Here is a 14169-nt window from a genome sequence, read left to right as displayed (position 1 = left end):
CATGGCCCAGGTCCAGCTGGACCTCTCGCATCGTCGCCCCGCCGTCAACCGATCGGGAAGATCCTGCTTCGTAGGCGCGCGCATCTACCGCGCCGATGAGGCAGCCCGGTTCACACTCCGGACGCACACGCACCTGCTGCCCGGCAGCGAAGGCCGGACCCGGAAGGCGATCGACGAGGCGTTCCGCGCCGAAGAGGCGGACGAAGAAACAGAGGAGTAACAGACCCCTTAACGATCAAGGATCCGCCAGGTCGGCCGCCTGCATATGTCACACCAACGACGCGTAGCCATATTGGCTTCCTGTCGCTGGCAGAATGGCCGGAACCGTGATCGGTTCCGGCCATTCTGCGTTGGCCTACGGCTGCTTCACCCATTCGGCTTCCTCTGGACCGATGAGTTTGACGACACACAGAAGGAAGGGCCAATCACGTCAACGGGGATTTCCGGTCTTCGGATAGGAGTTCGAGGGGAGGTGGACGATCCGGAGGAACTCCGGGAGGCGCCAGAGGCGGGGGCCGCGGGCCATTATCTTGCCGGTGAGGGCGGCGCGGGCTTTGCTCATGCGGCCAAACAGCATCAGGTTGAGGGTCGGGGGGTCGAATGACAGGCGGACGTCGGCGCCTTGGCCGGTCTCTTCGAGGGTTACCTGGCGGTCTCGGAGCACGAGGGTGACGGGGGTTGTGTGGGCGGAATGGAATTCGACCGCGATCCGGCGGCCGGGGACCGGGGGTCCGAGCAGTCCGCCCGCGTGGTTGCGCAACATTCCGACGAGGAACAGTTCGAAGAACAGGGCGGCGTCCTGGGGCGGCAGCTCCCAGCGGGTTTTGGCAGCCTGAGCGATATCCCAGCCGTGGATCAGGAGCTCGTTGACCAGGTGGGCGAGAACACCGGCGATCGGGACGCGGGAACCGCCCAGCCATGGGACCGGAGCGGTGGGATCGGCGTTCTCGGTGGCGTGCAGAATGTCGTCGATGTCACCGGCGAGCAGGTCGTGGAGAACGCGGAGATCCCGTTCGGTGAACTGGCGCAGGACGACGTCGTTGATCTCGGCGACGGTGTCCACCGTAGTGGTCATGATCTTGTGTTCGACATCGGGGAACGGGTGCGCCACCTTGTCCGGTTGCAGGATCGAGGTGTAGAGGGAAGCGATGCTGCGCACGTGGGCGACACTGTCGGCCACCGTCCACTCCGCGGTGGCCATCGCCTCCGGATCGGGCACGACTCCGACCAGCGCGAGAAACCGGTCACCTGTCCGCCGCAGCGCATCCCGGCATGTCTGCCATTGCCCTAGCGTGATCGTCCCCACCACGACGCACCTCCAGAACTCAGCTGGAACACCAGCAGATTAACAATCACCTTCCCTTACGGCTTTACTCAGAAGTGCGATGATCAGGACATCTGCTGATTTGTCCTCGCGGGCCTGAAGCTTTCAGCTCGCAGCACCGGCCAAAACGGAGGCCGATGAGGACGCCCGATCCCTCAATCGGCGGACCCAGCATGCTCGTGCCACCCGACAGCGGCGAAAGCCTGGCCGCTGACGTAGTGGGTGATGCCTTCAGCCGTGTAGGGGTAGGTGCAGTCCGGGAGCTGGTCGAAGGGAAACCAGGCGATCTGGGCGCACTTGTGTGGTTCGGCGTTGATCGGCTCGCCGGTCCACATGGTGGCCTCGAAGAAGGCTCCAATACGGCCTTCTCCTTCGGGGTTGCGGAAATGGCACAGATGGACGAAGCGTAGATCCGCCAGCCGCAGACCGACCCCAACCTCCTCACGTGCCTCGCGGATAACGGCCTGGTCGATGGTTTCGCCTTCCTCCAGGTGCCCGCTGGGGACATTCCACCAGCCGTCGGCGTACCCAGTGCCTTGCCGCTGGGCCAGCAAGACATGGCCATCCCGAACCAGGATCAACATGGCGTCCACGATCGTCCGGTACCTGGGCATTCGTCTTCCCCTCACATCACCACTGTTTCAGCTGGGTCAAGCAAACGCGGGAAGCAGACCCATTCCAGCAAGACGCTCATCACCCATTCCACACGTCCATGGATGCCCAGCCCCGATGGGCAGGTCGATCACCTTAGGCCGGGCTGCGGTGAATTTGACCTGGCCCCGAACTCGATCCGTCCGGCGGCCGGCTCACCGCCCAGCTTCGCGCCGCAGGTTGCCCAGATGTGGAGCGGGTCGGGCTGGCCGGAGACCCGCCAGTCTCACCGATCTTCCACAGGCGCTCCCTAATGTCCGTAACGCCTTGAAACGCATCTTGAGCTGCGCGTTCGCGCGCTCGGCGAGGACATAGACCACGCGGGGGACATGGTATGTGGGATCTACTCCTCGGCGAGCGTGCCGTTCCCGGGCTTGTCGTACGGTCGGCGGAAATCCGCTGGGTAGCGTCCTCGTAGCCGAGGTCGGCGAGAGTGACCAGCCTCCTTGGCGGCGAACGCATCCAGTGGGGCGAGGATGGCGTATCTCTCGGGCGCGGGCAATGTCTGCTCGTGGCCGGGGCCGTACCGCACAGGTCCAGATCGGGAAGCCATCCAGGCCCCGCAGGGGCAAGATCGCCTGTGTGAGGCACCCACCCGTCCAGGGCGCTGCGCTTTGCCGTCTCCCGGAACGGCCGCACTCCTGCCCGAGGGCCTCGCCACCGTTGTCCACGATCTCGGTGACGGTGCCGGCGGGGTCGGTGATGTCGGCGATGGCCACCCGGTAACCGGCGGCGGCGAGCGCGTGCGAGTAGGTGCGGCCGATGCCCTTGGCGCCACCGGTGACGATGACGACTTCACCATTCGGCTTGTTCAATGAGTTTCTCCAAGAACGCGTGCGTGCGACGCTCTGCGACTCCGGCGAGGCGACGTCGACCGCGATATGCACCGAGCAACACTCGACGTGGACCTCCCTCATACCGCGGTACCCCGCGTGGACCACCATGTGGATCTCCACTGCCGCAACAGCGAACAGCATCGACGCGCCGAGAAGACGAGCTTACACATTGCCGACAATTCGCACATGAGTGACTACTCAGAGTTGATAATCGAACGTGTGAGCGATATCCTGGTGGTAAGTCGATCGGTCGATCCGCGACAGGAGGTGTTCCGCGATGATGACGTCGGGTGCGGTGCTGCTGCTACCCGACCACCGTGCCGCCACCCCCTGTCCCGCCGACCCCGCCACATCCTTTCCGCCTCTGCAGTCCCGCATCCCAACCGACCTTGACGGTCGCAACCCCGTCGAGCTCTCCATCAATGTCCGATCAGGTGGTGCGCCAGTCCTCCACCCAGTTCTCGACCCACAACCGCGTCCACCCCGGCGACGTGCCGGGGCGCATGAAATCGGCCGTATTCCCGGCGATTCCCGTGGCGCGGTCCTGCTGTTCGATCCCTCCCGAACTCGAGTCACGGCAGCCGATTCCAGCAGCGACTCCGGCACCTCGCGTTCCGGCACAGCACACCCCGCAACGGCGCGCTCCAGCACCGCCCAGGCCACCGCCGAACCCGCCCACACCCGGTTCGACACTGCCCAGATCGGCTCTGCCCAGATCGGCTCTGCCCAGATCGGCCCGACCCAGATCGGCCCGGCCCAGCAGCCCGGTGTCCGGCCCTCTGGTATCCGAGCCTCCGGCGGCCATTGGCCCTCGCCTGGATCCGGGCACGAGTCCTTCGACAGCGGACATGTGACTGGCCAGTGTGCTCAACAGGCCGGTGACAGTGTCCGGGAGACAGATGAACGTGCCCGGGAAACCGGTCGGCATACCGAACTGGCCGGTGACGATGCCCGGCAGACTGGTCACGCTGCCCGGCAGGCCGGTTGGGATGTCGGGGAGGGTGGTCACGCTGCTTGGGAGGCGGATCAGAGTGCCGGTCGTGGGTGGGGACCTGATCAGAGTGCCGGTCGGGGTGTCGGGGAGGCCGATTGGGGTGAGGTGCCTTAGAGATTCCGGACAGGTCCCCGACTAGGGTTGGGGCGACCGGAAGGATGTAGGAGTTGGCGCGGCATAAGGGCCCGTACTCGCGGGAGTTCAAGGACGAGGCCGTCCGTATGGTGCTGGACGGGGACCGTCCGGTGGCGCATGTGGCCAGGGAACTCGGTATCAACGACACCACCTTGCATGACTGGGTGCGAGCATGGCGGCGAGAACACGGCGGTGTCGAACCCGGCTCTTCAGATAATGCGGGGAAGAGCGAGCGGGAACTGGAACTGGAGCGGGAGATCCGTAAACTCCGGGAAGAGAACAGCTTCCTGAAAAAAGCTGCGGCCTTCTTCGCGGCCGAGAATCGGTGACCGCCAAGTACGAGCTGATCGACGCGGAGAAGGCGAACTATGCGATCGTGGACATGTGCCGGTGGCTGGCCGTTTCCCGATCTGGTTTCTATGAATGGCGGGAACGTCCCGCTTCGGCGACCGCCGAGCGGCGGGAGCGGCTGAAGGTGGCGATTACGCGGGTTTTCGCCGAGCATTACGAGACCTATGGGTATCGGCGTGTGCACGCGGGATTATGCCGCCAAGGCGAGCGGGTCAGCCCGGAGACGGTGCGGGCGCTGATGCGCGAGTTGGGCCTGGTGGTCTGCCAGCCGGCGCCGTGGCGGCCGGTCACCACCGAAGCCGGCGACGGGCATCGCATCCCGGACCTGTTGGGGCGGGACTTCACCGCGCCGGCGCCGGGGGTGAAGTTCGTGGGCGACATCACCTATGTTCCGACCTGGGAGGGGTTTTTGTATGTGGCGACGGTCATCGACTGCTACAGCAAGAAAGTCGTTGGCTGGGCGATGGCCGACCATTTCAAGACGCCGCTGATCGAGGTGGCCATGGATATGGCCGCGGTTAATGTCTCATTCGTCGAGGGGGCGGTTTTCCATTCGGATCGCGGGTCGAACTACACGTCGGAGGCATTCGGTCGGAAACTGGACAGTATGGGTGTCCGGCAGTCGGTTGGCCGCACTGGGGTGTGCTGGGATAATGCGATGGCTGAGTCGTTCTTCTCGATGCTGAAGAACGAGTGGCTCAACAGGTTCACATTCGCAACCCGGGACAAGGCACGCCGTCAGGTTGTCCGATACATCGAAGGATTCTATAATCGCAGGCGTCTGCATTCAGGGCTGGGTTATCAGACTCCGCAGGAAGTCGAGGACCGGTACCTGGCCGGGCAGTCTGTAGCGTAAGTCAGACCACCAGACGCTGTCCGGAATCGCTGGGGCCCCTCACCCCCACCGCCATCGCACCCAACCCCGGCCCCGCCCAGGGGGTCGTATCCGACTCCGGCATGGCCCCCACCGCCATCGCAGCCGACCCCGGCCCCGCCCAGGGGGTCGTATCCGACTCCGGCCCCGGCATCGCCCGCACCGGCGTCGCACCCAACCTCGGCATCGCCCGGGGTGTCACACCCGCCCCCGACCCCGCCGCCATCGGACCCGACGCCAGCATCGCCCGGGGCATCACACCCAACCCCCGTCTCGCCCCCGCCGCCGTCGCATCCGACACCGGTATCACCCGCACCAGCGCCGCACCCCACCCCGGCACCTCCCGGGGTGTCACACCCGACCCCGTCATGGCCGACGCCACCGCATCTGACCCCGGCATCGCCCGCATCGGCGCCGCACTCAACCCACCCCTTGCCCGGGACATCGCACCCGACCCCGGTCGGGGCGTCGCAGCCAACCCCGGCATCGCCCCCACCAGCGCCGCGCTCAGCCCCAGTCTCGCTCGGGAGGTCGTACGCGACTCCGGCCGCGTAGCCGACTCCGCATCCGGTACCGGAGCGGGCGGACGACGCGCGCCTACGGGCAGGCGCCGGGCAGCCTCACCCCACGAGCGCGGTATGAGGGCGGGGGCGCTGTGCCCGCTGTGCCCGCTGTCCCCTGGTATGGGTCCGGGCTGCCCTTCTTTGTTGGGGTTGGGTGGGGTTAGGGGTTGGTGAGCAGGGTGGTTATTTCGCGGGCGCAGCCCCAGGACATGCTTACGCCGGTGCCGGCGTGGCCGTAGCAGTGGATTAGGTGGGGGTTGGTGGGGTCGGGTTCTAGGCGGATGGTGGGGCGGCCGGGGCGGAGGCCTACCTCTACGGCGAGGATTTTGGCTGTGGCGAGGCGGGGTTCGATGGCGATGCAGCGGGCGAGGATGGCTTGGGTTTGGGTGTCGTCGGGGGTGAGGCTCCAGTTGTCGGGGGCGGCGTTGCCGCCGAGGACGACGCGGCTGGAGTGGGGCATGTAGCAGGTCCAGTCGGTTTCGACGCCGCCTTCGTAGAAGAAGTCGTCCAGGCCGGGGTTCTCGACGACGACGTGCTGGCCCCGGATGGGGTGGACCTGGTCGTCGTTGGCCAGGGCGGCGGCTCCGACGCCGGTGCAGTTGACGACGACGGGGGCGGCGGTGGCCGGTTCTTCCAGGGAGTTCACGGTGCGGACTTCGATGTCGCCGCCTGCCTCGATCAGGCGGTCGATGAGGTAGTTCAGGTAGACGGGCATGTCGACGAGGGGTGAGGTGATCCAGAAGGCGACGGGGAAGCCGGCGCTCTCGGCGGGTGTGCACGGCTGGAAGCCGGGGAGCTCGGTGGCCCAGGGTGGGATGCTGTTGCCGAGGCGGCTGACCAGGCGGCCGCGGGCGACTCTTGAACCGGTGCGTGGGTCCTTGGCGAGTTCGGTGAACTCGTCCATGGAGGCGCGCTGCCAGCGGACGGTCGACGACAGCGGTTCGCTGAAGACCGGGCCGCCGATCATGGCTCCGGCCACGGCGGATGTGGTGCGCTCCCGGAGCAGCGAACTCCAGACCTTGACCCGCAGGCCGCTTTCCGCGAGGCATACGGCCGTGGTCAGGCCGATGACGCCGCCGCCGACGACTATGACATCTGCTCTGTCTGCCATGGTGTCCCCTCGACGAGCCTGCCCCTTATGTGGGGATCATGCCCGTCAGTCAGTGGTGGTAACTGTGCAGGACGGCGTGTCCCCGGCCGCGGCCGATGATCCACTTGTTGATGGGCGTGGTGACGGCGAAGGCTATCGCCAGGGAGCCGATCAGGGCGCCCCAGAACAGCGCGGTCGTCAATCCCGCGTCCATCGCGCCTGGAACCGCCAGCATGACGGTATTGTCCACGATCTCCATCACCAGGATCGACAGCGTGTCGGCCGCCAGGGCCAGCCGGATCGTCCGGCGCCAGCTCAGGCCTGCCCGGCGGAGGCCGCGCAGCGTCAGCGCGTACCCAAAGAAGAAGGCCAGCACGATGGCCAGGATCAGGGTCGGGAGATTGGGCCAGCCCAGGGCGGTGCCGATGACCATGCCCAGGATCTCGCCGGTGGCGCAGCCTATGAGGCAGTGCAGTGTCGCGGATACGGCGGTTGACCAGCTCGCCCCGTTACGGTGGTCCATTTCTGCTCCCAGAATCCGGTACGTGACCCGCCTGCTCCGGCAGGCCATACCCCCATAGGGTATGTGGGCGAGAACAACGCTCTGGTCATTCCGATTCCAGGAAGGTGGCTTCGGCCAGCTGCAATCTGGCCAGCTGAGCGGAAGAGAATCGGGCGCCCGCCCTCCACGGTGGAGGACGGGCGCCGGGGTTCAGCGATCGGCTGGGGCGGCCAGCCGTTCTGCTTCCCAGTGCAGGGCCTCGACGAGGACGAGTTCCAGATGGAGCTCGGTGTCGACAAGGCTGTCCAGGACGTCCATTCGGGCCTCCCTGACAATCATGACGCCCCATCAGTCACATAGGTTCACACGCTCGGCCCACAAAACCGAAAGAGATTCAAGTGGGTCGATCGGCGGACAGAATCCGGCTCCGGCGAGCCTTTCGAGGGAACGCCCAGGGGCGAGACAGCCGCTATCACAGCGATGATTGACCACCCAGCCACAGGCGCCCCGGGTTAGGAAAGGCCGGGGATTCGCCGTGTTTTCGGCTGCCCGGCTACAGGCGGTCCGGGTCAGGAAAGGTCGGGGAATCACCGTGCTTGTCGACTGCCCGGCCGCAGGCGGCCCGCGTGATGAAAGGCTGCGGCCTTCGCTGCCTCAAGCAAGGAGTCGATGTTGCGTTGAGCGTCGGTCGGTACCCGCCTACCTGCGGATGTGCGCTCCCTGGCTCAGCCCCGATGACGAGTCGACTCCGGTCGGCGCCGTGTTCTCCGTCACGCCACCCCTACGCCACTGGCACTACGAGATCGGCGCGGTCGGGACCCTCCTCGATGGTGCCGTGGGCTACCCCTCCTGCAACGACAACCCGGCGGTCGTGCAGAAGGTCCGCACCACGGGATTCACTGTGCCGATCGGCTACCCGGCCGAGCTGTGGGGCAGCGGGCGGGTAAAGGCAGAATCCTGGGCTGTGCCACGGTCCGGGCGGGGATGGGTCAGGGAAGGGTGGGGAGTTTTGTTGTGTAGAGCCAGGAGGCGAAAAGGGGGTCTAGGGGTTCTGGTGTGAAATGGCGGGCTAAATCGGTGAACATGCCGGTGTTGATGGTGCCGTGTCTGTGGGCGGTGGTCCATTCGCGGAGCATGGAGAAGAAGGGGACGTCGCCGAGGGTGTGGCGGAGGGCGTGCAGGGTGAGGGCGCCGCGTTTGTAGACGCGGTCGTCGAAGAGGCGGCGTGCGCCGGGGTCGGCGAGGATGAAATCTTGGGGCAAGGTGGTCAGGCGGCGATGCCACCGCCGGGCGTGTACGGCGGCCGGATCTCCGCCGGAGGCCTCCGACCACACCCACTCCGCGTATGCCGCGAACCCCTCATGCAGCCAAATATCCCGCCAATGCCCCAATGTCAGGCTGTTCCCGAACCACTGATGCGCCAGCTCATGCGCGACCAGCCGCTCGCTCCCACGCCGACCGTCCACATGATTGGCCCCGAACACCGACATCCCCTGCGCCTCGACCGGGATCTCCAGCTCGTCATCGGTGACCACCACCGTGTACCCCCCGAACGGATACGGCCCGAACCGATCGGCGAACGTCGCCATCATGCGATCCTGCCGCCCGAAATCGTGCAGGATCCGGGTGGCCAGCCGGGCCGGGTAGTACACCCGCTGCGGCACGACCCCATCCAGATCCACCGAGGCATACCGCCCGATCTGCACGCTCGCCAGATACGCCGCCATCGGCTCCCCCTGCTCGTACACCCAGGTCGTGGTCGACGCCCCCCGGGTCGAAGAGATGCGCACCCCGTTCGCCACCACCTGGTACGGCGAAGCCGCCGTCACCGCGATCCGATACGTCGCCTTCTCCGCCGGCCGATCGTTACACGGAAACCACGACGAAGCCCCGATCGGCTGGCTGGCCACGATCACCCCGTCCGCCAGCTGATCCCACCCCAGCTCCCCCCACGGACTGGACACCGGCCGCGGATTCCCCGCATACCGCACCTCCACCGAGAACGGCCGCCCCTCCGCCAGCCAGCTCCCCGGCGTGACCCTGAGCTTGCCCTCCCGATGCGAGAACCGCGCCCGCGCCCCGTTGACCAGCACCTGCCCGACCCGGAACACCCCCAGATCCAGCTCGAACCGGTCCAGCGGCGCGGTCGCGACCGCGGCCAGCACGGCGGTCCCGGTCAGCCGGTTGGTGACGACCCGGTAATCCAGCGTGAGATCGTAGTGCAGGACGCGGTAGCCCTCGTTACCACGCTTAGGAAAATAGGACACCGCTCTCCATCAGAACCACGCCTCTCCTCAGAACCACGCCGCGATCGGGTTTCCGAACCAGCGGGTCTGGGCGGGCAGGGATTCCCCGCGCATCACCAGGGACGCCGGTCCGACCGTGGTGTTCTCCCCGACCATCGCGGCGGGCAGGACGACCCCGTGCGGGCCGAGCGTCGATCCGTCCCGCAGGACGACAGTATCGATGCTCATCACCCGATCGTGGAACAGGTGGGTCTGCAGCACGCATCCCCGGTTCACCGAGACGCCGTTCCCCAGCGTGACCAGGTCGATCTCGGGCAGCCAGTAGGTCTCGCACCACACCCCGCGCCCGATTCTGGCGCCCAGCGCGCGCAGCCACAGGTTCAGCGGGGCGGTGCCCAGGAACGGCTGCGCGAACCAGGGAGCGGCGAGCACCTCGACGAAGTTGTCGGCCAGCTCGCTGCGCCACACGAACGAACTCCACAGCGGCCGGTTGCCTGGCCGGATCCGCCCCACCAGCGCCCATTTGGCGGCCACGGCGACCAGCGCCGCGAGGAGTCCGGCGGCGGCCAGCACGAACCCGCCGAGCAGGGCGGCGATCGCGAAGCCGTACCGGATGGTGAGGGTTTCGAGGGCGGCCAGGACCAGGACGGCGACGGCGACGGTGGCCATCGCGGGGATGATCCTGCACGATTCGACGGCGGCGCGGGCCAGCTTGAGGCGGAGCGGCGGGTCGTAGGTGCGGCTGCGGTCGGCGTCCTCGGCGGTGCGGCGCAGCTCCACGGGCGGCATGCCCAGGTACGACGAGCCCGCCTTGGCCTTCTTCGGCGCGGCGGAGAGCACGCCCACCAGGCCGTCCTTCGGGACCTTGCGGCCGGGCGCGGTCATGCCGGAGTTGCCGAGGAAGGCGCGCTTGCCGATCCGGACGTGGTCGATGCGCATCATGCCGCCGTCCAGCTCGTACGGCGCGACCATCGTGTCGTCGGCCAGGAAGGCGCCGTCCCCGACGGTGGTCATGGACGGCAGCGCGAGCACGGTCGACAGCTCGACGTCCCGCCCGACCTTCATCCCCAGGGCGCGCAGCCAGACGGGCGTGAACGCGCTCGCGTACAGCGGGAACAGCCACACCCGGGCCGTCGACATCAGCCGCGCGGTCATCCAGGCCTGCCACGCGGTACGGCTGTGCACGGGATGGCTGCCCGCGTGCAGGCAAATGGCCAGCATCCGGACCGAGACCACGATGAGCAGCGCGAACGTCGCCATCGAGAGCACGGTCGCGAGCGGCACGCCCAGCAGCGCCCCGGTGAGGGCCGACCCGGGCGAGGACCCCAAAAACGCATGCAGCACCAGCAGGCCGGGCAGCGCCGCGACGGCGGGGAGCAGGCTGAGCAGCAGGGCGGACACGGCGTACTGGGCGACCCAGCGGCGCGAGCGCGGCGGGCGTTTGGCGGGATGGCGGGCCTTCCCGGTGCGCGCGGCGGGAGCACCCGCCCAGCGTTCCCCGGCCGGAACCGCCTTGCGCACCGCGGATCCGGCGACGACCTGCGCGTTCTTCCCGATCCTGGCGCCAGGGAAGATCGTCGACCGGGCCCCGAGGGTGGCGCCCGCGCCGATCCTGATCTCGCCCACCCGCAGCAGGTCGCCGTCCAGCCAGTATCCGGTCAGATCGACCTCGGGTTCGACGGCCGCGTGCTTGCCGAGCCGCAGCATGCCGGTGATCGGCGGCAGCGTGTGCAGATCCGCGTCCTGCCCGATCTGCGCACCCAGCGCCCGCGCGTAGTGCGTGATCCACGGCGCGCCGGACAGCTCGGCCACGCCGATCCTGGCCGCGAACTGCTCGGCGAACCACAATTTCAGGTGCGTGGCGCCGCCGCGCGGGTACGCCCCCGGCTTCAGCCCGCGCAGCAGCCCCCGGGCCACGCCCGCCGCCAGGCCCATCCGCCCCAGCGGGGAGACGACCAGCAGCCAGCCCAGCGCCACATACCACCACGACACGACCGGCATCCAGGGCAGGCCGACGATGTTGTTCAGCGCGGCCAGGCCCACGATCCAGCGCAGCGCGCCCACCGTGAGCAGCGGAATCATGAGCACGGCTTGGATCAGCGCGGCCTTGCGGGGGAGCGGCGTCACCGTGCGGTCGTTGGCGGCCAGGTCCTGGGCGTCCATCGCCTTCAGGAACGCCCCGAGCCCGCGCAGGGTCGGATGTTCGTACAGGTCGGCGACACCGACGCTCGGGTACTGGTCGCGCAGCACCGACACCAGCCGCGCCGCGGCCAGGCTGGTCCCGCCGAGGGTGAAGAAGTCCGCGGCCGGGTCGCCCGAGGTGACGCCGAGGATCTCCTGCCACCGCTCGGCCAGCCACTTCTCCACGCCGGACAGGCCGCCGGTGTCCTCGGTCGCGGCCAGCGGCCACGGCAGCGCGTCCCTGTCGATCTTGCCGGAGGTGCGGGTCGGCAGCTCCTCCACCACGGCGAGCCGGGGGACCAGCGCGGCCGGGAGCGCCTCGCGCAGCCGATCCCTGGCGGAACCGGGATCGAAGTCGTCGGCGGCCACCACGTAGCCGACCAGAAGCTGGTGGCCCGCGCCGGTGGTCCGCACGGCCGCGGCGGCGCCGGCCACGCCGGGCAGCGCCCGCAGCGCGGCGTCGATCTCGCCCAGCTCGATCCGGCGGCCACCGATCTTGATCTGCTCGTCCGCGCGGCCGACGAACAGCAGCCCTTCCGGCTCCGCCTTGACCAGGTCGCCGCTGCGGTAGGCGCGCTCCCAGCCGAGCGTGGGCAGCGGCGCGTACTTCTCGGCGTCCTTGACCGGGTCCAGGTAGCGGGCCAGGCCGACGCCGCCGATCACCAGCTCGCCGGTCTCGCCCATCGCGACCGGCGTGCCGGTCCGATCGACCACGGCGAGATCCCAGCCGTCCAGCGGCAGCCCGATCCGGACCGGCTCCTGCCCGAGCGGCGCCGCGCACGCCACCACGGTGGCCTCGGTCGGCCCGTAGGTGTTCCACACCTCACGCCCGGGCACCGCCAGCCGGTCGGCCAGCTCGGGCGGGCAGGCCTCGCCGCCGAAGATCAGCAGCCGGACCTCGTCCAGCGTCTCCACCGGCCACAGCGCGGCCAGCGTCGGCACGGTGGACACCACGGTGATGCCCTTGTCGATCAGCCAGGGCCCCAGATCCATGCCGGTGCGCACCAGCGCCCGCGGCGCCGGAACCAGGCAGGCGCCGTGCCGCCAGGCCAGCCACATCTCCTCGCAGGAGGCGTCGAACGCCACGGAGAGCCCCGCCAGCACCCGGTCGCCGGGGGCGATCGGCTCGGCCGTCAGGAACAGCCGCGCCTCGGCGTCCACGAACGCGGCGGCGCTGCGGTGCGACACGGCGACGCCCTTGGGCTTCCCGGTGGAGCCGGAGGTGAAGATGATCCACGCGTCGTCGCCAGGTCCCGGCCGCCCGCGCTCGCCGGTGGGCTCGTGCCGGATCGTGAGCGTACGGCTCTCGCCGACGACCGCGCACACCTCCGCCTCGGCGAAGACCAGCTCGGCCCGCTCGTCCGGATCGTCGGCGTCCACCGGGACGTAGGCCGCGCCCGCCCGGAGGACGGCCAGGATCGCGACGTACAGATCGGCTGTCCCCGACGGGACCCGCACGCCCACCCGGTCGCCCCGGCCCACTCCCGCCAGGACGAGTTCGGCCGCGAGCCGGGTCACCTCGAAGGCGAGCTCGGCGTAGGTGAGGCTGACGGCGCCGTCGTCGAGAGCCGCTGCCCGGGGGTGCCGCCGTACGGTCGAGTCGAAGACGTCGAGCAGCGTACGCGGCGACGGGGCAGCCGCACCGGCGAGAAAGAGCGCCGCGGGTTGCGTCGTTTGCCGGGTCGGCAAGGCCAGGTCGGACAGCGATGAAGGCAAGGTTTCCCCCGGTGGTCAACGGAGAGCAGCCACCGCCCGAGCGGAGTCCCCCGCTCGCTCGGGCCGGTCTTCCGGGCCGCCGGGCGCTGTTGGCGCCATCTGCATTCAATCACCCGGCGGTTAGTAACATTCCCGATGTGCCCGGTTTATACCCATAACATTACGAATGGGAATAATAATGGGGTGAACCTGATACGGCGTCGCCGCGTATCTCGATTGTGTTGACAAGTTCGCGCCAGATCGCGCTCGCCGTCTCGGCATTCGCACTGCTGTCCACCGTGGCCTGCTCAGGGAGCAGCGAGCCCGGCGGTGAGACGGCCAACACGGAGGCCGTCCTCGGCCCTCCCCCCACCGTCGAGCAGCTCGCCGCCAAGGTCGGCTGCACGCCGGATATCCAGGTGGACGCCGCGGAGCTCCGCACCGGCGCCTGCGAGACCAAAGACGGCCAGTTCTTCGTGAACACCTTCGCCACCCAGCAGGGCAAGGACGAATGGATGGACCAGGCCCCCGAATACAACCCGCACCTGGTCGGGAACCTCTGGACGGTGCTGGGCGAACGCCCGGTCCTGGACGCCCTCAGAGTCAGGCTCGGCGGCGACCTGCACCTCAGCGACCACCGGGTGAAGAGCCCCGCGCCGGCTGCCGACCCGGTGGTGGATACGGGCTCGGATACGGGCGGCTACTAGGCAGCGAACCGGGGTTCTCC

General features: G+C 68.4%; 12 protein-coding genes. 4 read left to right on the top strand and 8 right to left on the bottom strand.

Translation table 11 applies throughout. From position 1 onward, the window contains the following. Position 1: 1 nt before the first annotated feature. Positions 2-220, top strand: a complete 219-nt coding sequence (locus Aple_RS18895; protein ID WP_155345933.1) for a hypothetical protein — start codon at positions 2-4, stop codon at positions 218-220. Between the two features lie 210 nt (positions 221-430). Here Aple_RS18895 and Aple_RS18890 read toward each other — a convergent pair whose 3' ends face one another. The 4 genes from Aple_RS18890 to Aple_RS18875 all read right to left on the bottom strand — a co-directional run bounded on the left by Aple_RS18890 (position 431) and on the right by Aple_RS18875 (position 3820). Continuing rightward, complete coding sequence (locus tag Aple_RS18890; RefSeq protein WP_246264602.1) at positions 431-1306, bottom strand: maleylpyruvate isomerase N-terminal domain-containing protein; 876 nt, start codon at positions 1304-1306, stop codon at positions 431-433. Between the two features lie 173 nt (positions 1307-1479). Continuing rightward, positions 1480-1938: an NUDIX hydrolase gene (locus Aple_RS18885; protein WP_155345931.1), complete on the bottom strand. Its 459-nt coding sequence runs from the start codon at positions 1936-1938 to the stop codon at positions 1480-1482. Between the two features lie 192 nt (positions 1939-2130). Further along, positions 2131-2892 (bottom strand): SDR family NAD(P)-dependent oxidoreductase, encoded by a 762-nt coding sequence (locus tag Aple_RS56305; protein ID WP_218038402.1) that lies wholly within the window; start codon positions 2890-2892, stop codon positions 2131-2133. A 349-nt stretch (positions 2893-3241) separates the two neighbouring features. After that, the gene (locus Aple_RS18875; RefSeq protein WP_155345929.1) at positions 3242-3820 is read right to left on the bottom strand and encodes a hypothetical protein; all 579 of its coding nucleotides are present in this window, start codon (positions 3818-3820) and stop codon (positions 3242-3244) included. A gap of 152 nt (positions 3821-3972) precedes the next feature. Between Aple_RS18875 and Aple_RS18870 the strand changes: the two genes are divergently transcribed. Both Aple_RS18870 and Aple_RS55560 read left to right on the top strand, forming a co-directional pair. Next, positions 3973-5147 (top strand): IS3 family transposase gene (locus Aple_RS18870; RefSeq protein WP_373869596.1). Its coding sequence is split into 2 segments (ribosomal slippage): positions 3973-4243 and positions 4243-5147, totalling 1176 coding nucleotides; the frame shifts between segments, so codons are not numbered across the junction. A gap of 101 nt (positions 5148-5248) precedes the next feature. Continuing rightward, positions 5249-5902, top strand: a complete 654-nt coding sequence (locus Aple_RS55560) for a hypothetical protein (RefSeq protein WP_155345928.1) — start codon at positions 5249-5251, stop codon at positions 5900-5902. On the opposite strand, the gene Aple_RS18860 is transcribed toward Aple_RS55560, so the two are convergent. The 4 genes from Aple_RS18860 to Aple_RS18845 form a co-directional block, all read right to left on the bottom strand. Beyond that, positions 5889-6839, bottom strand: a complete 951-nt coding sequence (locus Aple_RS18860; RefSeq protein ID WP_155345927.1) for an FAD-dependent oxidoreductase — start codon at positions 6837-6839, stop codon at positions 5889-5891. The two genes, Aple_RS55560 and Aple_RS18860, sit on opposite strands and share 14 nt — an antisense overlap. A 49-nt stretch (positions 6840-6888) precedes the next feature. Beyond that, complete coding sequence (locus tag Aple_RS18855; protein ID WP_218038401.1) at positions 6889-7341, bottom strand: DUF4396 domain-containing protein; 453 nt, start codon at positions 7339-7341, stop codon at positions 6889-6891. 968 nt (positions 7342-8309) lie between these two features. Beyond that, positions 8310-9587, bottom strand: coding sequence for a M1 family metallopeptidase (locus tag Aple_RS18850; RefSeq protein ID WP_155345925.1), 1278 nt, complete (start codon positions 9585-9587; stop codon positions 8310-8312). Between the two features lie 27 nt (positions 9588-9614). Then, entirely contained in the window at positions 9615-13463 is a 3849-nt protein-coding gene (locus tag Aple_RS18845) for a Pls/PosA family non-ribosomal peptide synthetase (RefSeq protein ID WP_170321551.1), read from the bottom strand. Positions 13464-13684: 221 nt separating this feature from the next. Between Aple_RS18845 and Aple_RS18840 the strand changes: the two genes are divergently transcribed. Beyond that, positions 13685-14149, top strand: a complete 465-nt coding sequence (locus Aple_RS18840) for a hypothetical protein (protein WP_155345924.1) — start codon at positions 13685-13687, stop codon at positions 14147-14149. Positions 14150-14169 lie beyond the last annotated feature (20 nt).

The sequence above is a fragment of the Acrocarpospora pleiomorpha genome (assembly GCF_009687885.1).
In the GTDB taxonomy this organism is placed as follows: domain Bacteria; phylum Actinomycetota; class Actinomycetes; order Streptosporangiales; family Streptosporangiaceae; genus Acrocarpospora; species Acrocarpospora pleiomorpha.
Note: the sequence above shows the minus strand (reverse complement) of the source record. Positions and strands in the feature narration are given on the sequence as shown.

What these genes read in the sequence shown, in the direction of transcription:
- Aple_RS18885 (WP_155345931.1), bottom strand. Translation starts at nt 1,938, where the DNA reads ATGCCCAGGTACCGGACGATCGTGGACGCCATGTTGATCCTGGTTCGG.
- Aple_RS56305 (WP_218038402.1), bottom strand. Translation starts at nt 2,892, where the DNA reads ATGAGGGAGGTCCACGTCGAGTGTTGCTCGGTGCATATCGCGGTCGAC.
- Aple_RS18860 (WP_155345927.1), bottom strand. Translation starts at nt 6,839, where the DNA reads ATGGCAGACAGAGCAGATGTCATAGTCGTCGGCGGCGGCGTCATCGGC.
- Aple_RS18855 (WP_218038401.1), bottom strand. Translation starts at nt 7,341, where the DNA reads ATGGACCACCGTAACGGGGCGAGCTGGTCAACCGCCGTATCCGCGACA.
- Aple_RS18895 (WP_155345933.1), top strand. Translation starts at nt 2, where the DNA reads ATGGCCCAGGTCCAGCTGGACCTCTCGCATCGTCGCCCCGCCGTCAAC.
- Aple_RS55560 (WP_155345928.1), top strand. Translation starts at nt 5,249, where the DNA reads ATGGCCCCCACCGCCATCGCAGCCGACCCCGGCCCCGCCCAGGGGGTC.